Source organism: Mesorhizobium sp. WSM4989 (assembly GCF_029625795.1).
Classification (GTDB): Bacteria; Pseudomonadota; Alphaproteobacteria; order Rhizobiales; family Rhizobiaceae; genus Mesorhizobium.
Map to the genome: position 1 here is coordinate 148,450 of NZ_JARTVN010000001.1, position 21,071 is coordinate 169,520.

23 protein-coding genes and 1 pseudogene are annotated in these 21,071 nt (G+C 64.5%); 8 read left to right on the top strand and 16 right to left on the bottom strand.

Annotation, left to right across the window (positions count from 1 at the left end; all coding sequences use genetic code 11):
• Positions 1 to 195: 195 nt before the first annotated feature.
• Both P9217_RS00785 and P9217_RS00790 read right to left on the bottom strand, forming a co-directional pair.
• Positions 196 to 1,431 carry a Zn-dependent hydrolase gene (locus tag P9217_RS00785; RefSeq protein WP_278086851.1) on the bottom strand — a complete coding sequence of 412 codons (1,236 nt, stop codon included), beginning with the start codon at positions 1,429 to 1,431 and terminating at the stop codon, positions 196 to 198.
• Positions 1,428 to 2,630: a diaminopropionate ammonia-lyase gene (locus P9217_RS00790; protein WP_278086850.1), complete on the bottom strand. Its 1,203-nt coding sequence runs from the start codon at positions 2,628 to 2,630 to the stop codon at positions 1,428 to 1,430. Before P9217_RS00790 ends, P9217_RS00785 begins: the two co-directional genes overlap by 4 nt.
• 106 nt (positions 2,631 to 2,736) lie before the next feature.
• Here P9217_RS00790 and P9217_RS00795 point away from each other — a divergent pair, with 106 nt between their 5' ends.
• From P9217_RS00795 to P9217_RS00805, 3 genes and pseudogenes are all read left to right on the top strand, one after another.
• Positions 2,737 to 3,225: an Lrp/AsnC family transcriptional regulator gene (locus P9217_RS00795; protein ID WP_278086849.1), complete on the top strand. Its 489-nt coding sequence runs from the start codon at positions 2,737 to 2,739 to the stop codon at positions 3,223 to 3,225.
• 88 nt (positions 3,226 to 3,313) lie between these two features.
• Positions 3,314 to 3,593: pseudogene (locus P9217_RS00800) on the top strand (type II toxin-antitoxin system RelE/ParE family toxin).
• A gap of 36 nt (positions 3,594 to 3,629) precedes the next feature.
• Positions 3,630 to 3,929, top strand: a complete 300-nt coding sequence (locus tag P9217_RS00805; RefSeq protein ID WP_067322571.1) for a HigA family addiction module antitoxin — start codon at positions 3,630 to 3,632, stop codon at positions 3,927 to 3,929.
• Here the strand turns inward: P9217_RS00805 and P9217_RS00810 are convergent.
• The 5 genes from P9217_RS00810 to P9217_RS00830 are packed head-to-tail and all read right to left on the bottom strand — an operon-like array spanning position 3,926 to position 8,502.
• Positions 3,926 to 4,903, bottom strand: a complete 978-nt coding sequence (locus tag P9217_RS00810; protein WP_067322567.1) for a branched-chain amino acid ABC transporter permease — start codon at positions 4,901 to 4,903, stop codon at positions 3,926 to 3,928. The two genes, P9217_RS00805 and P9217_RS00810, sit on opposite strands and share 4 nt — an antisense overlap.
• Position 4,904: 1 nt before the next feature.
• Positions 4,905 to 5,792: a branched-chain amino acid ABC transporter permease gene (locus P9217_RS00815; protein ID WP_066998448.1), complete on the bottom strand. Its 888-nt coding sequence runs from the start codon at positions 5,790 to 5,792 to the stop codon at positions 4,905 to 4,907.
• Between the two features lie 7 nt (positions 5,793 to 5,799).
• Positions 5,800 to 6,504 (bottom strand): ABC transporter ATP-binding protein, encoded by a 705-nt coding sequence (locus P9217_RS00820; protein ID WP_066998451.1) that lies wholly within the window; start codon positions 6,502 to 6,504, stop codon positions 5,800 to 5,802.
• Positions 6,497 to 7,297 carry an ABC transporter ATP-binding protein gene (locus P9217_RS00825; protein WP_278086848.1) on the bottom strand — a complete coding sequence of 267 codons (801 nt, stop codon included), beginning with the start codon at positions 7,295 to 7,297 and terminating at the stop codon, positions 6,497 to 6,499. Before P9217_RS00825 ends, P9217_RS00820 begins: the two co-directional genes overlap by 8 nt.
• Positions 7,294 to 8,502, bottom strand: coding sequence for an ABC transporter substrate-binding protein (locus P9217_RS00830; RefSeq protein WP_278086847.1), 1,209 nt, complete (start codon positions 8,500 to 8,502; stop codon positions 7,294 to 7,296). Before P9217_RS00830 ends, P9217_RS00825 begins: the two co-directional genes overlap by 4 nt.
• A 554-nt stretch (positions 8,503 to 9,056) precedes the next feature.
• Here P9217_RS00830 and P9217_RS00835 point away from each other — a divergent pair.
• Positions 9,057 to 9,377: a hypothetical protein gene (locus P9217_RS00835; RefSeq protein WP_095801377.1), complete on the top strand. Its 321-nt coding sequence runs from the start codon at positions 9,057 to 9,059 to the stop codon at positions 9,375 to 9,377.
• A 172-nt stretch (positions 9,378 to 9,549) separates the two neighbouring features.
• On the opposite strand, the gene P9217_RS00840 is transcribed toward P9217_RS00835, so the two are convergent.
• A complete protein-coding gene (locus tag P9217_RS00840; RefSeq protein ID WP_095801378.1) occupies positions 9,550 to 10,146 on the bottom strand; it encodes a YdeI/OmpD-associated family protein in 597 nt (198 codons plus the stop codon).
• 286 nt (positions 10,147 to 10,432) lie between these two features.
• Between P9217_RS00840 and P9217_RS00845 the strand changes: the two genes are divergently transcribed.
• Entirely contained in the window at positions 10,433 to 11,161 is a 729-nt protein-coding gene (locus P9217_RS00845) for an SDR family oxidoreductase (RefSeq protein WP_278086846.1), read from the top strand.
• Here P9217_RS00845 and P9217_RS00850 read toward each other — a convergent pair.
• The gene (locus tag P9217_RS00850) at positions 11,112 to 12,053 is read right to left on the bottom strand and encodes a LysR family transcriptional regulator (RefSeq protein ID WP_127243212.1); all 942 of its coding nucleotides are present in this window, start codon (positions 12,051 to 12,053) and stop codon (positions 11,112 to 11,114) included. The genes P9217_RS00845 and P9217_RS00850 overlap by 50 nt on opposite strands.
• A 1-nt stretch (position 12,054) precedes the next feature.
• Positions 12,055 to 12,957 (bottom strand): S1C family serine protease, encoded by a 903-nt coding sequence (locus tag P9217_RS00855; protein ID WP_095778255.1) that lies wholly within the window; start codon positions 12,955 to 12,957, stop codon positions 12,055 to 12,057.
• Between the two features lie 211 nt (positions 12,958 to 13,168).
• Between P9217_RS00855 and yghU the strand changes: the two genes are divergently transcribed.
• Positions 13,169 to 14,038, top strand: a complete 870-nt coding sequence (gene yghU, locus P9217_RS00860) for a glutathione-dependent disulfide-bond oxidoreductase (RefSeq protein WP_278086845.1) — start codon at positions 13,169 to 13,171, stop codon at positions 14,036 to 14,038.
• Between the two features lie 165 nt (positions 14,039 to 14,203).
• Here the strand turns inward: yghU and P9217_RS00865 are convergent, their stop codons facing one another.
• Complete coding sequence (locus tag P9217_RS00865; RefSeq protein WP_127240615.1) at positions 14,204 to 14,749, bottom strand: YbhB/YbcL family Raf kinase inhibitor-like protein; 546 nt, start codon at positions 14,747 to 14,749, stop codon at positions 14,204 to 14,206.
• Positions 14,750 to 15,112: 363 nt separating this feature from the next.
• On the opposite strand from P9217_RS00865, the gene P9217_RS00870 reads away from it, so the two are divergent.
• Positions 15,113 to 15,466, top strand: coding sequence for a hypothetical protein (locus tag P9217_RS00870; protein ID WP_095824669.1), 354 nt, complete (start codon positions 15,113 to 15,115; stop codon positions 15,464 to 15,466).
• 241 nt (positions 15,467 to 15,707) lie between these two features.
• On the opposite strand, the gene P9217_RS00875 is transcribed toward P9217_RS00870, so the two are convergent.
• Complete coding sequence (locus P9217_RS00875) at positions 15,708 to 16,874, bottom strand: PLP-dependent aminotransferase family protein (protein WP_278086972.1); 1,167 nt, start codon at positions 16,872 to 16,874, stop codon at positions 15,708 to 15,710.
• 407 nt (positions 16,875 to 17,281) lie between these two features.
• On the opposite strand from P9217_RS00875, the gene P9217_RS00880 reads away from it, so the two are divergent.
• Positions 17,282 to 17,596 (top strand): GYD domain-containing protein, encoded by a 315-nt coding sequence (locus P9217_RS00880; protein WP_067322535.1) that lies wholly within the window; start codon positions 17,282 to 17,284, stop codon positions 17,594 to 17,596.
• 129 nt (positions 17,597 to 17,725) lie between these two features.
• Here P9217_RS00880 and P9217_RS00885 read toward each other — a convergent pair whose 3' ends face one another.
• From P9217_RS00885 to P9217_RS00900, 4 genes are all read right to left on the bottom strand, one after another.
• The gene (locus P9217_RS00885; RefSeq protein WP_095824518.1) at positions 17,726 to 17,881 is read right to left on the bottom strand and encodes a DUF1127 domain-containing protein; all 156 of its coding nucleotides are present in this window, start codon (positions 17,879 to 17,881) and stop codon (positions 17,726 to 17,728) included.
• A 398-nt stretch (positions 17,882 to 18,279) separates the two neighbouring features.
• Positions 18,280 to 19,527 carry an amidohydrolase family protein gene (locus P9217_RS00890; RefSeq protein ID WP_278086844.1) on the bottom strand — a complete coding sequence of 416 codons (1,248 nt, stop codon included), beginning with the start codon at positions 19,525 to 19,527 and terminating at the stop codon, positions 18,280 to 18,282.
• Between the two features lie 355 nt (positions 19,528 to 19,882).
• Positions 19,883 to 20,338: a GFA family protein gene (locus P9217_RS00895; protein WP_278086843.1), complete on the bottom strand. Its 456-nt coding sequence runs from the start codon at positions 20,336 to 20,338 to the stop codon at positions 19,883 to 19,885.
• An 86-nt stretch (positions 20,339 to 20,424) separates the two neighbouring features.
• A complete protein-coding gene (locus P9217_RS00900) occupies positions 20,425 to 20,976 on the bottom strand; it encodes an isochorismatase family protein (RefSeq protein ID WP_278086842.1) in 552 nt (183 codons plus the stop codon).
• Positions 20,977 to 21,071: the final 95 nt, after the last annotated feature.

Consider the following 21,071-nt stretch of genomic DNA (forward strand, 5'->3'; position numbering starts at 1 on the left):
TTTCTTCGATACACTGAACTTTTTTGACGCGCGCGAGAATCGCGCTCCCTGATCTGGCTAGTGATTGAAGTTTGTTTCGATCAGATGTCGCCGGATTCCCGCCTTGGTGGCACGCAACGTTTCGAGATGACTATTTTTGGTGGTGTTTCGCCTTGGCGGCACCTGCCGTCGACAACATACCGTTTGGTTCCGCGATCAGTCGGCTGCCAGCCGGGCGGCGACGCCAAGCAGGACATTGGCGCCCGCAACCAGCTCGTCGGCGGCGGTGAACTCGTCCGGGCTGTGGCTGATGCCGCCCCGGCTCGGCACGAAGATCATCGCGGACGGCGCAATGCGGGCAATCATCTGCGCGTCGTGCCCCGCGCCCGACGTCATGCGCCGGCAGGAGAGGCCGGCGGCTCTGGCGCCATCCTCGATCAGCGAGACGATGCCGGCATCGAACGTCACCGGCTCGAAGCGCGCCAGGCTTTCGGCATGGATGGTGACGCCGGCGCTTGCAGCAAGGTCGTCCAGGAAGGCGGCGAGCGCCGCTTCCGCTTCGCGAAGATGCATTTCGTTCGGATCGCGAAGGTCGATGGTGAAGATTGCCCGCGACGGGATGACGTTGATGGCGTTTGGCTCGAAAGCGATGGTGCCGACGGTGGCGACCGTCGGTGTCGGCGAGGCGCTGGCCCGGTCCGCGAGGAAACTGATCACCCGCGCGGCGGCGACGCCGGCATCCTGGCGCATCGACATCGGCGTGGTGCCGGCATGGTTGGCCACGCCGTCGATGGTTATGCGCTGCCAGGAAATGCCCTGCAGGTTCTCGACCGCGCCGATGGCGATGCCCTCGCGCTCCAGCACCGGCCCCTGTTCGACATGCAGCTCGACATAGACATGCGGCTTGAGGAAGCCGGGCTGATGTCGGCCGGCATAGCCGATGCGCTCCAACTCCTTGCCCAGCACCGAGCCGTCGGTGCCGATCGAGGCCAGCGCCTCTTCGATATCCCGGCCGCCGGCAAAGACCAGCGAGCCCATCATATCAGGCGAATAGCGCACGCCCTCCTCATTGGTGAAGGCGGCGACCACAAGCGGGCGCGCCGGCGCGAATCCTGCCTCCTTCAGGCCCTCGATCGCTTCGAGGCCGGCAAGCACGCCGTAGCAGCCGTCATAGATGCCGGCGTCGATCACCGTGTCGATGTGCGAGCCGAGCATCACCGCTTCCTGGCCGGCATCGGCGTCGCCCTGCCAGATGCCGAAGATGTTGCCCATGCGATCGATGGCGACGTCGAGCCCTGCCTCTTCCAGCCAACCGACAAGGCGGTCGCGGCCAAGCTTGTCCATGTCGGAGGCGGCGACGCGGACGAGCCGGCCCTGCGCATCGCGACCGAGGCTGCCGAGCTCCTCGATACGGCCAAGCAGGCGGTCGGCATTGATCGTCAGATTGCTCATGCCGGCTGCCTCGCCAGCGCAACCTCGTCCGGCGCCATCCCGACCAGCTCGGCATAGCGGCCGGGGTCGGTCGCGCCTTCGGAGTTGATGATGAGCACGCGCGACTGGGCATCGAGGCCGAGAGCCCCGCGCATCTTCTTGTCGCCGGCAGCGCGGATCAGCCCGGCGAGCCCTGCCCCGCCGCTCTCGCCGGAAACGATCGCCGGATCAGTGCCTGAAGGCCGCGCCAGGCGGTTCATCACCGAAACCGCGTCTTCCTCGTCCACGGTCATGAAAGCATCGGCGAGCCGCGACAGGACGCGCCAGGCGACCAATGACGGTTCATAACACTCGAGCATCGCCATCACCGTGGGCTTGCTGTGCGCAATCGCGATTGGACGCCCCGCCTTCGCGGTGGCGTAGACGCACGCCGCCCGCGCGGGCTCGACCACGATTGCCGTCGGGCGATCTTCGCCAAGCACGATGGCGAAATGGCCGGCCACCGCCGCCGCAAGGCCGCCGACGCCGGCCTGCAGGAAGACGTGGGTGGGCGGCTGCGGCAAGCGCCTCAGCGCTTCGCGCACGATAACCGTGTAGCCCTGCATCACCAGCCCCGGGATGCGCTCATAACCCGGCCAGGATGTGTCGGAGACGACGGTCCAGCCGCGCTCGGTGGCGACGCGGGCGGCTTCCCTGACCGACTGGTCGTAGTCGCCGGCGATGCGCACGATCTCGGCGCCGAAGCGGGCGATCGCCGCCACGCGTTCGTTGCTGACGCCCGAATGGACGAAGATGACGGAGCGCGCACCGACCAGGCCGGCGCCCTGCGCTACCGAGCGTCCATGATTGCCGTCGGTCGCGCAGGCGAACGTCATCCCGGCCGCAATCGCCTTCACGTCGGGCCCATGCAGTTCCGCAACATCGATGGCACGGCCGAGCCGTTTCCCAGCCTCTTCCAGCACCAGTCGGATGACGGCGTAGGCGCCGCCCAGCGCCTTGAAGCTGCCGAGGCCGAGGCGCTTACCCTCGTCCTTGACGTGGAGCGCGGCGATGCCGAGTTCGCCGGCCAGCGCGGGCAAGGCATGCAGCGGCGTCTCGGCATGGTTGTCGCGTGCGGCCAGGAAGCGCTCGGCCTCGGCGGCTCCGGCGAGCCCAAGCGTCGCGGCGTCTTCATCGGTCAGCGGCTGGCGATGGCTCGGGTGGTGGTTAAGGAGGAACATGGATCGGCTTTCTCTGTCTTGTTGGCTGAAATTTATTGCAAGTCCAGTGAGAAAGGCGCTCTGTTTCGGCACCTGAAATGCAAGTTTGTTTCGTTTAGATGCTGTCATGTCCATTTTGCCCGACCTCGACGCCTTCGACCGCGCCATCCTCGCCATCCTGCAGAAGGACAACAGCACGCCCCAGCGCATTATCGGCGAGACGGTGAACCTCTCGGCGCCGGCCGTGCAGCGGCGCATCAAGCACATGGAGGAAATGGGCGTCATCCGCGGCAATGTCGCGCTGGTCGATCCGGCCAAGGTCGGCCATCCGATCACGATCTTCGTCGAGGTCGAGGTGGAGAGCGAGCGGGCCGAGCTGATCGACGCCGCCAAGCGCGGCTTCGCCGCGGTGCCGGAAGTGCAGCAATGCTATTACGTGACCGGCGAGGCCGACTTCATCCTGGTCGTCACCGTGGCGACGATGGCCGACTACGAGGCGCTGACCCGGCGATTGTTCTTTGAGAACAACAACGTCAGGCGGTTTCGCACGTTCGTTGCGATGGACCGGGTGAAGGTCGGGCTGGAGGTGCCGGTGGGCGCACCTCACTCAACATGATCCCTCGGGGCATTTCGTATCGCGGCATGATACTCTGCGCTTGATCTCGGAGACGTATCATGCAAAGATACGTTGCGAGGGGCAGTGGATGATACGTTCGTTCAGAGACAAGACCACTGAAGCGATTTCGACAGGCAAAGCTCCGAAACGATTTCCGGCAGATCTCATTCGTGTCGCTCAGCGGAAACTGTTCATGCTGGACAACGCAGCCGAACTGGCCGACTCAAAGTCCCACCGGGAAATCGGCTTGAAGCGCTGAAGGGCGATCGCGCCGGTCAGTACTCAATCCGTATCAACGACCAATTTCGTGTTTGCTTTCGGTGGACCGATGGAGGAGCGGACAATGTGGAGACACCGACTACCATTAGCTAAACCAACAGCTCTGTCCGACAGGAGCGGAACCAATGATCAACCTCGATAAGCCTATTCATCCCGGCGAGATATTGCGGGCCGAGTTCCTAGAGCCACTCGACCTGAAGCCCTACACCCTGGCGAAAAAGCTTCACGTCCCACGTACCCGTATCGAGCGCCTCGCCAACGAGACCACGCCCGTTACGCCGGACACCGCTCTGCGTCTCGCCAAATTCTTTGGCACCACGCCACAGTTCTGGATGAACATGCAAGCCAGTTACGACCTGGCCGTGGAGGGCGCGTCGCTGCAGGAAGAGCTCAAGGAAATTAAACGGTTCGAGGCGGCTGCTTAAGAGCTCTTGCCGCCCTCCCTTCCCAGCAACCGCGCATAGATCTCCCCCACGATCCCGCGCCGGAAGATCAGCACGCAGACCATGAAGATCACGCCGGTCGCTATCGTCACCGGGAAGCCGGAGGTGGCAAGCGTGTTCTCGAGGCCGACGACGAGGCCGGCGCCGACCACCGGGCCGACCATGGTGCCGATGCCGCCAAGAAGCGTCATCAGGATGACCTCGCCCGACATCTGCCAGGTGACGTCGGTGAGGGTCGCGAACTGGAAGACGATCGCCTTCACCGCGCCGGCGAGGCCGGCAAGGGCCGCCGACATGACGAAGGCGGCGAGCTTGTAGCGGCCGACGGAATAGCCGAGCGAAATGGCACGGTTCTCGTTCTCGCGGATCGAGCGCAGGATCATGCCGAAGGGCGAGTTGACGATGCGCCAGATGGCGAAAAGGCCTATCAGGAAGATGGCGAGCACGAAGAAATACATGTTCATCGGCACGTTGAGGTCGAGCATGCCGAAGAGATGGCCCCGCGGCACGCCCTGGATGCCGTCCTCGCCTTCGGTGAAGGGCGCCTGCACGCAGAAGAAATAGAACATCTGCGCCATCGCCAGCGTGATCATGGCGAAATAGATGCCTTGCCGGCGGATGGCGAGGAAGCCGACGACGAGGCCCATGCCTGCCGCGCCCGCAGCGCCGAGCAGGATGCCGGCCTCGGGCGGCCAGCCCCAGGCTTTCACGGCATAGGCGCAGAAATACGCGGCGCCGCCAAAGAAGGCGGCGTGGCCGAAGGAAAGCAGCCCGGTGTAGCCGAGGAGCAGGTTGAAGGCGCAGGCGAACAGCGCGAAGCACAGCATCTTCATGACGAAGATCGGGTAGATGACGAACGGGGCGGCGACGAGCGCCATGATCCCCAGCGCCACAAGCGCCCGTTCCAGCCGGACGGAGGCAGCGGCGCGCTCTGCGTGAAGGGTCGCCTCGCTCATCTTACGCGTCCCTTCCGAACAGGCCCGCGGGGCGGAGCAAAAGCACGATTGCCATGATGACGAAGACCACCAGGTTCGAGGCCTCCGGATAGAAAACTTTGGTCAGGCCCTCGGCGAGGCCGAGCATGTAGCCGGTGACGATGGCGCCGAGGATCGAGCCCATGCCGCCGACCACGACGACGGCGAAGACGACGATGATGAGGTCCGATCCCATCAGCGGGCTGACCTGGTAGACGGGCGCCGCAAGAATGCCGGCCAGCCCGGCAAGTGCTGCGCCCAGCCCATAAGTGAGCGTCAGCAGCAGCGGCACGTTGACGCCGAAAGCCTGCACCAGCTCGGGGTTCTCCGTGGCGGCGCGCAAATAGGAGCCGAGCCTCGTCTTTTCGATCAGCAGCCAGGTGCCGATGCAGACGATGAGCGAGGCCACCACCACCCAGCCGCGGTAATTGGGCAGGAACATGAAGCCGAGATTGGTGCCTCCGGCAAGCAGGGTCGGCACCGCGTAAGGATTGCCGGAGACGCCATAATAGAAGCGGAACACGCCTTCGATGACCAGCGCAAGGCCGAAGGTGAAAAGCAGGCCATAAAGCGGGTCGAGCCGGTAGAGCCGCGACAGTGCTACGCGCTCCACCACGATGCCGAACAGGCCGACGGCCAAAGGCACGATGATCAGCGCCGGCCAGTAGCCGATGCCGAGATGGACGAGCAGCAGATAGCCGATGAAGGCGCCGAACATATAGAGCGCGCCATGGGCGAAATTGATGATGCGCAAGAGCCCGAAGATGACGGCCAGCCCGAGGCTGAGCATGGCGTAAAAAGAGCCGTTGATCAGGCCGACAAGCAGTTGGCCGAGCAAGGCTTGGATGGGGATGCCGAAGATCATGGTCATTTGGCCATCATACCCCCAGCACCTCGTGCAGTTTGTCGGTGTGCGCGGAAAGCTGGCCGACCGGGAAACCTTCCACCACCTTGCCGTGATCCATCAGGTAGAAGCGATCGGCGATGCGGGCGGCGAAGCGGAAATTCTGCTCGACCAAAAGGATGGTCATGCCACGCTTCTTCAGCGTCGCCAACAATTCGCCGATGCGCTGGACGATGACCGGCGCAAGGCCTTCGGTCGGCTCGTCGAGCAAAAGCATTTCGACGCCGGTCCTCAGGATGCGGGCGATCGCCAGCATCTGCTGCTCGCCGCCGGAAAGCTTCGTGCCCTGGCTGTTGCGACGTTCCTTGAGGTTGGGGAAGAGGTCGAAGATCTCCTCCACGCTCATGCCGCCCTTGGCCACCACCGGCGGGAGGATCAGATTTTCGTCGACGGTGAGCGTGGCGAAGATGCCGCGCTCCTCCGGCACGAAACCGATGCCCTGGTGGGCGACGCGGTGCAGCGGCAGGCGGATCAGGTCCTTGCCATTGAAAGTGACGCTGCCCGTCCGTTTGCGGATCAGCCCCATGATGGCGCGCAGCGTCGTCGTCTTGCCGACGCCGTTGCGGCCAAGCAGCGTAACCGTCTCGCCGCGCAGGACTTCGAGGTTGACGCCGTGCAGCGCATGGCCCTCGCCGTACCAGGCATGAAGGTCGCGCACGGCAAGCAGTGGCTCACTCATGTTCGGTCCCCATATAGGCGACGCGCACGCGCTCGTCCTGGCTCACAGTCGCGTAGTCGCCGGCGGCAAGCACCTGGCCGCGCTGCATGACGGTGATCCAGTCGCAGAGATCGGCAACGACGGTGAGGTTGTGCTCGACCATCAGCACGGCGCGGTCTTTCGCCAGCGAGCGGATGACGCCTGAGATCGTGCCGACATCCTCATGCCCCATGCCGGCCATCGGCTCGTCGAGCAGCAGAACTTTTGGATCGAGCGCCAGCGTGGTGGCGATTTCCAGCACACGCTTCCTGCCATAGGAGAGATCGCCCGCCAGCCGATGCGCGGCGTCGTCGAGCCCGACTATGGCTAGCAGCTCGCGCGCCCGGGGCGTCAGCTGGTCCAGCGCCGAGACCGGGCGCCAGAACTGATAGCCCAGCCCGCCCGGACGCTGCAGCGCGACGCGCACATTGTCGAGCACGCTGAGATGCGGAAAGATCGCCGATATCTGGAAGGAGCGTACAAGGCCCATGCGCGCCACCTTGGCCGGCGGCGTGCGGGTGATGTCGGTGCCGAGCAGCTGGATGGTGCCGCTGGTCGGCTGCAGGAATTTGGTCAACAGGTTGAAGATGGTGGTCTTGCCGGCGCCGTTCGGGCCGATCAAGGCATGGATCCTGCCGTGGTGGACGTCGAGGTCGACATCCTTCACGGCGACGAATCCGGCGAAGTCGCGCCGCAGGCCGCGGGCGGAAAGCACCACCCGCGGCGTCTGGTCGATGCCGTCCCGGCGGACGGCGGTGGCGGTGTCGAGCGTCACTTGCTGACGAGCGGGCAGCCGCTGTCCTCGGCTTTCATGAAGGCCTTGTCGCCGGGAATGGTCGCCAGGTAGGTGTAGTAGTCCCAGTCCTTCTTGCTCTCCTCCGGCTTCTTGACCTGGTAGAGATACATGTCGTGCACCATCGAGCCGTCGGCCTGCACCTTGCCGTTCACCGTGAACACGTCGTTGACCGGCATCTCATGCAATTGCTTGGCCACCGCTTCAGTCTCGTCGGTGCCGGCCTTGTCGATGGCCTTCAGATACTGCGTCACCGCCGAATAGGTGCCGGCCTGGACCATGTTTGGCATGCGGTTGGTGCGCTTGAAGAAGCGTTGCGCGAAATCGCGGCTCACATCGTCGCGGTCCCAGTAATAGCCTTCCGTCAGCACAACGCCCTGCGCCGCCTGCAGGCCAAGGCCATGCACCTCGGCCAGCGTGAAGAGCAGCGCCGCCAACCGCTGGCCGCCGGCGACGATGCCGAACTCGGCCGCCTGCTTGATCGAGTTCGAGGTGTCGAGGCCGGCATTGGCTAGGCCGATGATCTTGGCGCCGGAGGACTGCGCCTGCAGCAGGAAGGAGGAATAGTCGGTGGAGCCAAGCGGATAGCGCACCTCGCCCAGCACCTTGCCGCCACTGGATTCCACGAGCTTGGCGGTCTGGTCCTTCAGCGAATAGCCGAATGCATAGTCGACGGTGATGAAATACCAGCTGTCGCCGCCCTGCTGCACCAGTGCGCCGCCGGTGCCGACCGCTTGGGAGTGGGTGTCGTAGGCCCAGTGGAAACCATAGGGCGAGCACTGCTTGCCGGTGAGGTCGGTGGAGGCGGCGCCGGTGACGATGTCGATCTTCTTCTTTTCCTTGGAAAGCCCCTGGACGGCGAGCGCGACGGAAGACGTGGTCAGCTCCATGATCGCGTCGACCTGCTCGGTGTCGTACCACTGGCGCGCGATGTCGGAGGCGATGTCCGGCTTGTTCTGGTGGTCGGCGCTGACGATCTCGATCGGCGCGCCCTGCACCTTGCCGCCGAAATCCTCGACCGCCATCTTGGCGGCCTCTACCGACCATTTGCCGCCGAAATCGGCATAGACGCCGGACTGGTCGTTCAAGATGCCGATCTTGACCTTGCCGTCCGAGATTTCGCCAGCCGCCGCCGGCATTGCGGATGCCGCAATGAGCGCGGCGGAGACGAGATAGGATGCTTTCACTGGTAGTTCCTCCCTTGTGGTCAACCACGGGAAACGCGGCGGACCTCGCAATGGTTCAACAGTTCCGTCGGATTGTGGATTGAGGCCTCGATCCCGCCTGCCACTCCTATTCTTGCGGGCCTGCTCGTTTGCGGCTGGGCCGCCGCGCGCCTTGGGTGCACGGGCGCGAGCCTAGCATCACATTTCGCTGGCCGGGAATGCTATTTTCGTAGCATGCGGATGGGTTGGGGGCAGCATGGTGTCCCTTCACCAGGGCAGCCGCTTGCCATCGCTAAAAAGCCGCCGGTCGGACCGTCGGGCAAGGTTGCGGCGCAGACGATGCCGGCTGCGCCTTGCGCGACGGGGCGGCCGCCGGCACCGCCCATGTCGCGACCCAGCCGGGGCAGGTCGAATTGACCAGCAAGCGCCCCCTCCCCGCCAGACACAATCCGGAAACAAGATTCAACAGCCCGGAAAAACTCGCGAAAAGACCGGCTGTCATAAGCGGCACCGGAGCAGCCGAACTACGGCCAGCGACAACCTGATATCGATCTTCGAAAAAGGAATGCCGACTTATGAAAAAGACCCTTCTCTCCGTTCTCGGCCTGGCGGTCGCGCTTGCTTTCGCGGTGCCGGCGCTCGGCACTACCGAAGCCAACGCTGCCGCGACCACGACGGCTGCGACCACGACGACCACCGCGGCTCCGGCTGCGGCCACCGAGACGGCCAAGCCGGACGCCAACGGCCCGCACAAGAAGCACGTCAAGCATCATCGCCGTCACGCCCGCAAGCATCACGTGAGGAAGCACTCGAAGCATCACGCCAAGAAGCATCATGTGAAGCACCACACCAAGAAGCGTACCCACAAGAAGCACGGCAAGAAGCTCGCCGCATAAGGCGCGTCGCCGGCTTTTGGCTTTTCAGCAATTGGCCAAAGACTTCATGACCGAATGATCCCGGACCGCTTCAACAGGGTTCGGGATCATCGCTTCCCGGAAACGCCGTCCCTCAAAGGCGGCGTTTTTGCTTACCGGGTCGCTGGCGCGGTCGTCCGGTCCGGATCGTGCCCTACTTCTTCTGCGGATAGATCGTCTCGCCGCGCTTCAGCATTTCGACGAACGTCTCGATCTTCTTCTTGCGCCCCGCCTCGGTCTTCATGTTGTGGACGCGGAAGGCGAGCGCGAAACGGTTCTGCGCCGAAAGCTTTGCCAGCATCGCTTTGGCCTTCGGTTCGGCATCGATCGCGGCCTGCAGGTCGGGCGGAATTGTCATCTCTTTCGAGCCGCCATAGGCGCGGTCCCAGCGGCCATCGGCTTTGGCCGCCTCGACTTCGCGCAGGCCATGCTCCGTCATGCGGCCCTCTTCGATCAAGCGCGCGACGTTGTCGACGTTGATCCTGCTCCAGATGCTCTTCCTGCCGCGCGGCGTGTAGCGCTGCAGAAAGCTCTTCTCGTCGAGCGACTTGCGCACCGCATCGATCCAGCCGAAGCAGAGCACGACGTCGATCGCTTCCTTCGGCGTGATCGAAGGAAGGCCAGAGCCAACCTTGTGGATCTTGATCCAGACCTCGCTTTCGCCGGCGTGGTTTTGGCTGAGCCAGGCGTAGAAGCTTTCAGCGTCCGAGAACTCGTGGACCTTGCTCGGGTCGACCTTGATGGGGGCCATCGGTGTTCCTTCTTGCCTGAGCCGAGGCTCCGATCTTCCCCTTTGTTGGGGAGACGGCCGGCAGACCAGAGGGCGCGCTGTCCCGCCAGCCCTGTCGAGACGCCGCCGCCTTAGCTTATAGTCGTGGGAATTTAAGGCCGCGTTTCTTGGCGCCCCCCTGCCCTGCCTGGTTGAATTATCAAAGCCGCGCCAGCCAACCATCGGACTCTCCGATAACACTATCGGTTTCTTCCGTTTCCGCTCCGCCGGCCGGCCTGCCACATCACCGTCCATGCAAAGGAAAGGCATGGACATGAACGAGACAAAAATCCTGATCGTCGGCGGCAGTTCGGGCATGGGGCTGGCGCTTGCCAGGCGCTGCCTCGCCGAAGGCTCCGGCGTCATCATCGCCGGGCGCAATGCAGCGAGGCTGAACGCCGCGCGCGATGAGCTCGGCTGCCCGGCCGCGCTGGCAACGGCGGTGGCAGACATCAGCCGCGAGGCCGAGGTCGCGGCGCTGTTCGCGCGCATCGGCCGGCTCGAGCATATCGTCAGCACGGCGGCCGAAATCGAAGGCGCCTACCGGCTTTTGCCCGACATCGAGCTTTCGGCGGCGCAAAAGGTTGTCGACAGCAAGTTCTACGGGCCGCTGCTGTTGGCCAAGCATGGCGCGCCGAAACTTTCGGCCAATGGTTCGCTCACCTTCGTCTCCGGCATTGCCGCCTACCGCCCGGCCGCGCGCGGCTCGGTGGTCGCGGCCGTCAACGCCGGGCTCGAAGGGCTGGTGCGGGCCTTGGCCATCGAGCTGGCGCCGATCCGCGTCAATGCCGTCTCGCCCGGCTGGGTCGACACGCCGATCTGGCAATTCGTTGCCGGCGATGCGAAGGACGAGACGCTTGCCGCGATGGCGAAGCGCCTGCCGGCGGGACGGGTCGGACGGCCGGAAGACATTGCGGACGCGATCCGCTTCCTGATGGGCAACGGCTTTACGACGGGAACGACGCTGCATGTCGAGGGCGGGCAGCGGCTGGTCTGACGAGCGCGAAGTTTTCGCCCATCGCCGCGAGCAAGAGCTTCAGCGCCGGCGGCTGGACGCGCCGGCGCCGCCAGATCATGACCAGCTCCGCCGAGCGGATCGGGCCCGGCCATGCGATCTCGGCCACCTCGCCGCGATCGAGCGCCGCGGCGACCGCCAGCCGCGGCACAAGGCCGAAGCCGGCGCCGGCCGCCACCAAGCCGGCGATGGCGTCAATGCTGCCAGCCTCGGCCGCGAGCTTCGGTCCGCCGAGGCCCGCCTCGGTGAAGGCCGTGTCGACCATGACGCGGTAGACGCATCCGGTTTCGGTGGCGACGAAACGCTTTTCGGCAAGCTCCGCCAGATCGACATCCGCCCGGTTCTCGCCCGGCGGCGCGATCAGCACCAGCGGCTCGGCCGCGACGGGGCGCCTGGCGAAGCGCTCGTCGGGCTCGCTGGCGCCCGGTCTGTCGAAGCAGAAGGCGACGTCGATCCCACCCTCTCCCAGCCTGCGGCGCAACTCGCCGCTGCCTGCGATTTTCAGCCTGATGTCGATGTCGGGATGAACGGCCTGGAAATCGGCGAGCCAGCCGGGAAGTTTTGCCGAAGCGATCGTCTCGAGCGCGCCGATCGACAGGCTGCCGGCCGTCTCGGCCTTGGTGGCATCGATGGCGGTCCGGGCGTCGTCGGCGAGCGCCAGGAATTCCTCGGCGTAAGGTTGCAGCGCCTCGCCGGCCGGCGTCAGGTCCAGCCCTTGCCGCGACCGTATGAACAGCGTCGCGCCCAGCTCGGCCTCGAGCGCCTGGATCTGGTCGCTGACGCTCGACTGTGCGAGATTGAGCTCGCCCGCCGCGCGCGTGACGTTGCGTGTGCGCGCGACCGCGAGAAAGGTCTTCAGCAGCCTTGGATGCACGTTACTGCAGCTGCGGCTTCTTGAGGAAGGAGTTGCGGTCGGCCGATTTTACGCGAAGCCAGGTCTCACGGCCGTCGCGCACGACGCGCAACGGAATTTCCGCGCCGGCCGGGTTCTGCCAGAGTTTTCGATAGAAGTCGGCGAGACCGTCAACCTCGCCGTCGCGCACGTCGGAGATGATGTCGCCTTGGCGAAGGCCAGCCTTTGCCGCGGGACCACCTTCGGCGACGCTCATCACCACCACCATGCCGTTCGACTCCGCCGAGAAGGCGCCGAGCCACGGGCGCGGCGGCTTGGCGACCTGACCGCGCTTGACCAGATCGTCGAGGATCGGCGTCAGAAGGTCGATCGGCACGATCATGTTGATGTCGGCAACCTCGCCGGCGCGGCTCATCTGCAGGCGCAGCGAGCCGACGCCGAGCAGCTTGCCGTCACGGTCGAACAGCGCAGCACCACCCCACGAGGGATGCGCCGGCGCGGTGAAGATCGCCTCGTCGATGAGATATTCCCAATAGCCGGCGAATTCCTGCTTGGTGACGATGTGGGCGTCGACCTGCTGGCCGATGCCGTCGGCAAGCGTCACGGCGTCGCCGATATTGGCCTTCCTGGCATTGCCGAACTTGACTGCCGGCAGCCCGAGCGGCGCCAGCGCCTGCACCAGGCCGAAGCCGGTCTCCTGGTCATAGGCCAGCGCATGCGCCGCAACCACGCGGCCGTCCTGGTCGGTCAGCCAGACCTCCTCGGCCTCGGTGATGAGATAGCCGATGGTGAGAACCAGCCCGCTGTCGCGGATCACCACGCCGCTGCCCTCACGGCGCGTGCCCAGCGCATTGGCGGTGAAGGCGTCGTCCGGAACCGTGGCGCGCACGGCCACGACGGAGCGCGAGATTTTTTCGATGGTCATCGTCGATCCTGAATTACGGGTCTTTTTCTATAAGTATGGCCAAAGGGACGCGGTGCAAGGGCATCTGTCCCTGACGGAGAAGGCGGGGCGCTGCTGGCCCAAGCGTTAGTTCAACGAAATTTGAACTTTTTTCTTTGACGCCCGCGCAACCGCACCTAAATCTTGCGCCAACGAACCCCGCATCCCGCTCACAGCAACAAGGCCTCCCGAGATGAACCAGTACAACCCGCCGAAAGTCTGGACCTGGAACAAGCCGAATGGCGGCACCTTCGCCTCCATCAACCGGCCAGTCGCCGGGCCGACGCACGAGAAGGAATTGCCTGTCGGCAAGCATCCGCTGCAGCTCTATTCGCTGGCCACGCCCAACGGCCAGAAGGTGACGATCATGCTGGAGGAGTTGCTGGCGCGCGGCCACAAGGGCGCCGAATACGACGCCTGGCTGATTCGCATCAATGACGGCGACCAGTTCGGCTCGGGCTTCGTCGAGGTCAATCCGAACTCCAAGATCCCGGCGCTGATGGACCGCAGCGAGCCGAAGCCGGTGCGCGTGTTCGAGTCGGGCTCGATCCTCACCTATCTGGCGGAAAAATTCGGCGAGTTTCTGCCGACGGAGCGTGCAGCGCGGGCCGAAACCTTCTCGTGGCTGTTCTGGCAGATGGGCTCGGCGCCCTATCTCGGCGGCGGCTTCGGGCATTTCTACGCCTATGCGCCGGAAAAGATCGAATACGCCATCGACCGCTTCGCCATGGAAACCAAGCGGCAGATGGACGTGCTGGATCGGCGGCTGGCGGAAAGCGAGTATCTCGCCGGGCTGGATTACACCATCGCCGACATGGCGGTCTGGCCCTGGTATGGCGGGCTCGCCAAAGGCCGCAGCTACAACGATGCCGCGCAGTTCCTCGCCGTGCATGAATACAAGCACGTGCAGCGCTGGGCCGACGCGATCGACGCCAGGCCGGCGGTAAGGCGCGGCCGCATGGTCAACCGCATCTCCGGCGATCCGGCCTCCCAGCTGCACGAGCGCCACGACGCCAGCGATTTCGAGACGAAGACGCAGGACAGGTTGCAAGCGGCGGAGTGAGCTGCTGATCTCCCCTTGCGGGGGGAGATGTCGCCGAAGGCGACAGAGAGGGTCGGCGCGCATGATGCGCCAACTTGCCCTCTTATTGTTCTTCGGGCGTCGGCGCTACGCGCATCGACCCGCTTTGGCCTGCCGGCCATCTCCCCCCTCGAGGGGGGAGATCAGCTACCTCCCGTAGGTATACGTCACACTGGCCTCCGCCAGCGCCTGGCTCTTCGCCGCGACCGACACCATTTCGGGCGACGGATTTTCCGGCGTGCGCAGCTTCGCCTCACTCAGCGCATAGAGCGTGAAGACATAGTGGTGCGTGCCGCTGCCGGGCGGCGGACATGGGCCGAAATAGCCGGTGCGACCGACGCCGCCCATGCCGGACACCGTGCCCTTCGGCAGGCGCTTGCCGCCTTTGGAGCTGGCGCCTTCGGCGAGGCCCTTGGCGCTTGCCGGGATGTTCCAGGCAAGCCAATGCCAGAACCCCTTGCCGTCGTTGGCGTCGGGATCGAACATGGTGAGCGCGTAGCTCCTGGTGCCCGCCGGCGGGTCCTTCCAGGCAAGCGCGATCGAGACGCTCTTGCCGCCGCATCCGGGCTTGTCGCCGAGATATTTTGCGTCCCACTTGTCGTTGGAAACCGACGGGCTGGAGATCTCGAAGGCGGATGCCTGAGTGGCGAAGGCAGCGAAGGCAAGTCCAATCAGGCTGAGGCGCGAAGTCATGGCTTCACTCCTTCTACTTGGATTGCCCAAAGTCTATCCGAAAGGCGCGCCGGAGCCGAGCAACTTTGCGTGACGGGTCGGCAGGCGCCGGAGCTGCCGATCTCCCTTACAAGGAGAGGATCCGGAGCACTGCGGATGACCAGTGTCACGCGCGGCGATGCGTGTATACTATCCCCCCTCTCGCCAACCCGGGCGACACGATTTGTCCTTGCCGGCCCTTCCTGAAAGTGCCGCCACGCGATCTGGCTGTTGGCTCAGAAAAACAGAGCTATGCGGTTCTTCACGAATTTTTTCAGCCGGAACATCCCCTGGAAAGCTCCGTTGGAAACTTAGTCAACGATGCAAACCAATGGAGATTTCCTGATGATGAAGAAGATTCTCGCAGCTTCCGTTCTTACCCTGGCGCTCGCGACCTCGGGCGCCATGGCTCAGACAGCCGGCGCGAGCGGCGACGCCAGCGGCAGCGTTTCGGGCGGCGTCTCGGGCACGACTGGCGGCGCCTCGGGCAGTGCGACGGGCGGTGCCACGGTCACCACGCCGACAACCCCTGGCACGGATACGACCACCACGAATTCCACGAATTCCATGAATTCCACGAATTCGACGAACCAGCCGGCCGGCATGCAGGATCGCTGCAAGGATACGGGCGCCAACGATACCGACAACAACACGGCCAGCGGCAATACGACCTCGAACATGCAGAACTGCAACAAGTAGGGCGGTTTCGATTCGCGCCGGATCGCCGACACAAAAAAGCCCCGCCGGTGGAAGCCGTCGGGGCCCTTTCGTTGAGGCCTTGAAGGTGGGACTTCGCTGCCTGCCGATCCAGGGGGTGTTGGATCGGCCGCGACCCTAGCCGAAGAATCGGCGGGGCTATAATCACGGCTGCGCACTACCAATCACGCCTGCGCGAGAAGGAGGTGATAGCCGGCTGTCGATCTCTCTTTGAGGGAATTGGCTACCTCAGCAGCTTCGCCAATCGCGGCACGCCCTCGCCCACCGCGCGGTCGTCGGCCAGCGTGAAGGACATGCGCAGCGTGTTGCGGCCAGTGCCGTCGGCGTAAAAGGCGTTGCCCGGCACGAAGGCGACGCGCGCCTCTTTTACCGAACGCGCCAGCAACGCGGTGGCGTCAGTGCCTTCGGGCAGCGTCAGCCAGACGAACATGCCGCCTTCCGGCCGGCTCCAGGAAATGCCGTCCGGCATGTTTTCCTCGAGCGCGCCGAGCAGCGCGTCGCGGCGACGGCGATAGGCACCGATCAGCTTCTCCACCTGGGCGTCGAAGATGGTCTCGGCAACGCGATGCATGACCATCTGGTTGATCGACGGGCTGTGCAGATCGGAGGCCTGTTTCATCAGCACCAGCTTTTCCACCACATGGCGCGGCGCGCAGACCCAGCCGACGCGCATGCCTGGCGACAGGATCTTGGAGAAGGAGCCGCAAAAGAGCGTGCGGGCATTGTCGATGCCGCCCGAGCGGGCACAATCCAGCGCCAGGATCGGCGGCACCGCCTCGCCGTAATAGCGCAGCGCCCGATAGGCGGCGTCCTCGATGACGGCGATGTCGAGCTCGCCGGCGAGGTCGAGCACCGCCTCGCGCTGCTTGCTATCCAGCGTGTTGCCGGTCGGGTTGGCGAAATCCGGCACCAGATAGGCGAATTTCACTTTGCCGCCGTTGCCCGCGGCTGCCGCGCGATAGGCCTCCGGCGTCATGTTGCCGCCGGCAATGTTCAGCCGGTCGTAACGCGGCTCGTAGGCGTTGAAGGCCTGCAGCGCGCCGAGATAGGTCGGCCAGGTGACCAGCGCGGTATCGCCCGGCGACAGAAACAGCTTGCCGAGATAGTCGAGCGCCTGCTGCGAGCCGGAGGTGATGAAGATGTTGCCCTCGTCGCATTGGATGCCGAGCCTGCCCATATAGCTGGCCAGCCATTTGCGCAGCGGCAGGAAACCTTCGCTGACCTGGTATTGCAGCGCGGCCCCCGCTTCCGCGCCGCCGAGCACGGCCTGATAGGCGTCGCCGATGGCCTCGGCCGGAAACAGCGAGGCATCGGGAATACCGCCGGCGAACGAGATGATGTCGGGCTGATCAAGCAGTTTGAGGAGCTCGCGGATTTCCGAGGCCTTCATGCGCGAGGAGCGCGAGGCCAGAAGATTCAACAAGGTCAAAGCGCACCTCCCGCAGTGCTTCGTTTCAGTAATTTAGGTCAGGTTGGTTGACCTATTATCAGGCCACGCCCGTCGCGTGAATACACAAAACGGCCATGGCGCATCGCTCTGACGACATTTGGCCCACAAATCTTCATGAATGCCGATGGAGATATCTGGCACCGACGGCGGTCCGCTCATCGCGGGATTGTCGTAATATTAGAATAGGCGCATATTGTCTGAAGCCGAAGCCGTGCTCCGGCTGAACCGCCTGTTGGCCATGGTGCCCGGGCGGTCCGTGACCAAGTCAAATGTCAGTGAAACAACAATCACCTCGGCTGCTCAAACCATTGAACAGCCTGAGGCAATGATATTTGGAGGAGATAGCCATGAAGGTCACCATACTGGCAAGTTACGAACCCCATGCCGCCAAAGGGCTGATGCAGGGATCGAACCGCGAAGCTGCAATCCAGGCGCTCTTTGAAAGCGTCGGCGGCAGGATGAGCAGCGTCATGTTCACGCGCGGCATTTACGACGTCGTCGTCAATGGCGAGGTGCCGGATCAGGTCGCCGGGATGGGCATGGCCCTTGCCGTGCGCGCGAGCGGCTCGTTGAGCGAGTTGGTCGTCCTCGAAGAACTCGACATGAAGGCGGTGCTCGCGGTCGCCAACAAGGCTGCCGGGGCCTACAAGCCCGCCGGCTGACGGCCTGGCCAGGCAGCAGGGACGGCGCGTTCGTCGTCCCGTGCTGCCGGCATCACGTCACCGCAAGCCGAGGCTTTGCTTATGCATGCCCTTATCCCCAAACCGCTCCGCACTTTGGGCAACAATGCATTAGAACGGCAATCGAATCTCGTCGTCCCGGGCCGTATCGGGCCATCCGATGTCCTTGCGGATCTCCGGCGGCAGTTCGTTCAGCTCGCGCGTCGTCCTGCGGCGCCTGCTCGCCTGCGCGAACGCGGCGCGAATTCGGTTAAGGCTCTTAAACATCGCAACCTCCACAAAGCAGCGGCAGAACTGGCGGCCGCCCTCCGGGCGCCGCTTTTGAGGTGCGTCTGTAACCAGGCGATTGCGCGCAGACGGTGAAATGCTTCACGAAGCCGGAGCGGCCTGAAACATTTGTGTGCGAATTAAATTGGGTTTCGACGTCGCGGCACTAGAGGCGAGTGCCAACAGGCGGCGCTGCCGGCAATAACGGGCGCACAATTGCTGATTGCCTTGTCCGCCAAGATAGGCGTCAGGTGTTAGTCCGTACCACCGGAAGGAAGTTGCTGCGCGGTCTGCGCCGAGAGCCGGCCTTTGCGGACGAACGTCGGCTTCGAATATTCTTTCTTCATGGCGAAATGTCCCCTGCCTCGCCGGAAAAATGCGGTACGGCTATCGGACTGTCAAGCAGATCGCAGGCCGGTGGATGGCAGCCCGGTGAGGCCGGCCCGATCAACCACCTTCCCGTCCCTGACCACTTCCCTGCCTGCGCGATACACGGTTCGCTCCTTCGGCACCGCCACCACCGCTTCCGGCACATGCTCGGCCCTGAGCGCGACGAAATCGGCCTTGGCCCCGACGGCGATGCCATAGCCTTCGAGCCCCAGCGCCCTGGCGCCGGCATGGCTCACCACGTCGTAGGCGGCTTCCAGCTCGCAATCCTCGTAGAAGCCGGAGCGGTAGCCGATCATGTTGGCGCGGTTCAGCATGTCGCCATCGCCGTAAGGCCACCAGGAATCGCGGATGTTGTCGGAGCCGGCAAAGACCGTGACGCCCGCCTTGCGCAATGCCGCCACCGGCGGGAAAGGATGGTTGCCCGGCGCGTTGGTCATGATGGCGACGCCGGAGGCGGCGAGCAGCTCGCCGGCTTTGGCCAGCGCGTCGGCGGAAATGTCGCCCAGCGCATAGGCGTGGCTGACGGCGACTTTGCCTTGCATGCCCAGTGCCGTGCTCCGCGCGGCGATCTCCTCGATCTCGAACAGGCCGAGGGTGCCGCCGTCATGCAGGTGGATATCGATTCCGGCGCCGTGTTTTTCGGCAAGGCCGAAGACGACGTCGAGATGGCCCTTCACATCGCGGTCAAAGCTTGCCGGGTCGAGCCCGCCGATCAGATCACAGCCGAGCTTCAAAGCCTCGTCCAGAAGCTCGGCGGTGCCGGGCGACGACTGGATGCCGCTTTGCGGGAAGGCGACGAGCTGGATGTCGATCAGCTCGCGATATTTTTCGCGCACGGTAAGGATCGTCTCGACATGTTTCAGCCCGACCGCGGCGTCGACCATGACATGGCTGCGCATCGCAAGGCTGCCATTGCCGACGCAAAGCTCGAGCTGGTTTTTCGCGCGCTCTTCCATCGGCGCGGCCTGCTCGAGGTTCCGCATCTGGAAGGCGACCCGCTCGCGCACGTCGAAGCCGTTGGTGCAGGGAATGTGCGGGCGCCAGGCATCGCCATAGAAGGAGGTGTCGAGATGGATGTGGCCCTCGACGAAGGCCGGCAGCACGAGCTGGCCGGCGAGATCGACGGCGCCTGGCGCCGCGCCGGCGGCATTGGCGGCGGGCGTGATGGCGTTGAAGCGGCCGTCGGCAACGGTGAGGTCGGCCAGGGAGCCGTCGGCGAGTTTTGCGTTGAGAAAGCGGGGCAAGATGCAATCCATCAGCAATGATGCATCAGTCGTCGTCCCTCGGCGGGCAGAGGTCAACGCGGATCGGGATAGAAAGTGTTTCGCCGAAGTTCTCTGTCACCCGCGGTTGGCAGATCGCGCGCCCGATCGCCTGCGCCGCCGTTAACCTTAATTCCAAGCGCCGGTGGGGAAGTCCCTGTCGCCTGCCTATTCCGCTATCGCGGAAGTTTCGGCACGAGAAAAACATGCCATAGTCCAGGCTGCGGTACGAGGCCGCCTTGGTCGACGCGGACGCCCAAGCACATCCCCAACAATGTCGCCCCCAACGGCCGCGTCGACCTTGTACTGAACGGCGATCTGACCCGGGTCGCCGTTTTGTTTTGGGCGATCAGGCCTGGGACTTTGCATATTCCGCGACCAGCCCGTCATATTCCTCGAAGGCCGGCAGGGCCGCGAAGCTGCGCAGGGCGGGCGTCTCGGCCCAGGGCAGCTTCTCGCTGGTCCAGGTCTCGACGAAAGGCGTGAACCAGGCGGGGTCATCCAGCATGGTCGGGCGCAGGTTGACGAACCAGTCGAGCCCCTCCGGCCGGGTGAACATCCAGCTCATGCAGTAGCCGCAGAAATAGTGCTTCAAAGCGCCGTGCAGGCCGCCGATCACCGGCTCGCCCTTGGTGATCTCGAAGCCATCCGCGGGAATGGCGGCGCTCAGCGAATAAGCGCTCGACGACATCTTCTGGCAGCCGGTGCAATGGCAGGCCATGGTGAGCAGCGGCTTGGCGGAGATCCTGAGACGCACGCGGCCGCAGCGGCAGCCACCTTCGGCAGGCAGGGAGGGGATTGGCATGAGCGCTCCTTGGGTTGGTTTTCCCTTCTCATCCGTCGCCTTCGGCGACGCGTTCTTCCCACAAGGAAGAAGGAGGAGCCAAGCCCTCAGCCCCCAATCAGCGCCGCGGTCGTCGTCAGCCGCGCGCCCTCCTCGGCGAAGGCTTTGTTGTGCCGGACGATGATGTCGGGCGCTTTCTCCTCCTCGGAATCGAGCGTCGAATGCGCATCCGAAACGACGGTGACGCCGAGGCCCTGGGCAAGAGCGCCTTTCACCGTGGCGGCAACGCAGAAATCGCTCTGGGCGCCGATGAGCACCACGTCGCGAACGCCCTGCCCCGCGACCCACTGCCCGAGATCGGCGTTGGAGAAGGCATTGCCGACGCTCTTGCCGAAGGTCGGTTCGCCGGCCGCCTGGCCGAGCTGCGGCCATACCGGCCAGCCGGAAGCGCCCGGTGCCAGCGGATCCCCCGCCGGCCCGTCATGACGCACGAAGGCCACCTTGCGGCCGGTTTTGCGCGCCCAATCGATCAATTTTCGCGCGCGCTCGGCAATGACGTCGGCATCATGGATCGGCGGATCGAAACGGCCGTCGAACATGCCGGTCTGGAGGTCGATGACGATCAGCGGAGCGGCGGCCGAGGGAGCGGTGTCTGGCATGGGCGCGAAGATAGCGGAGGTGGGGGGTGGGTCAAGCACGGGGACGAGCGTGGTCCACGCCCTTGTGGCAGATCGACAGTTCGGCGCCGCTTGCC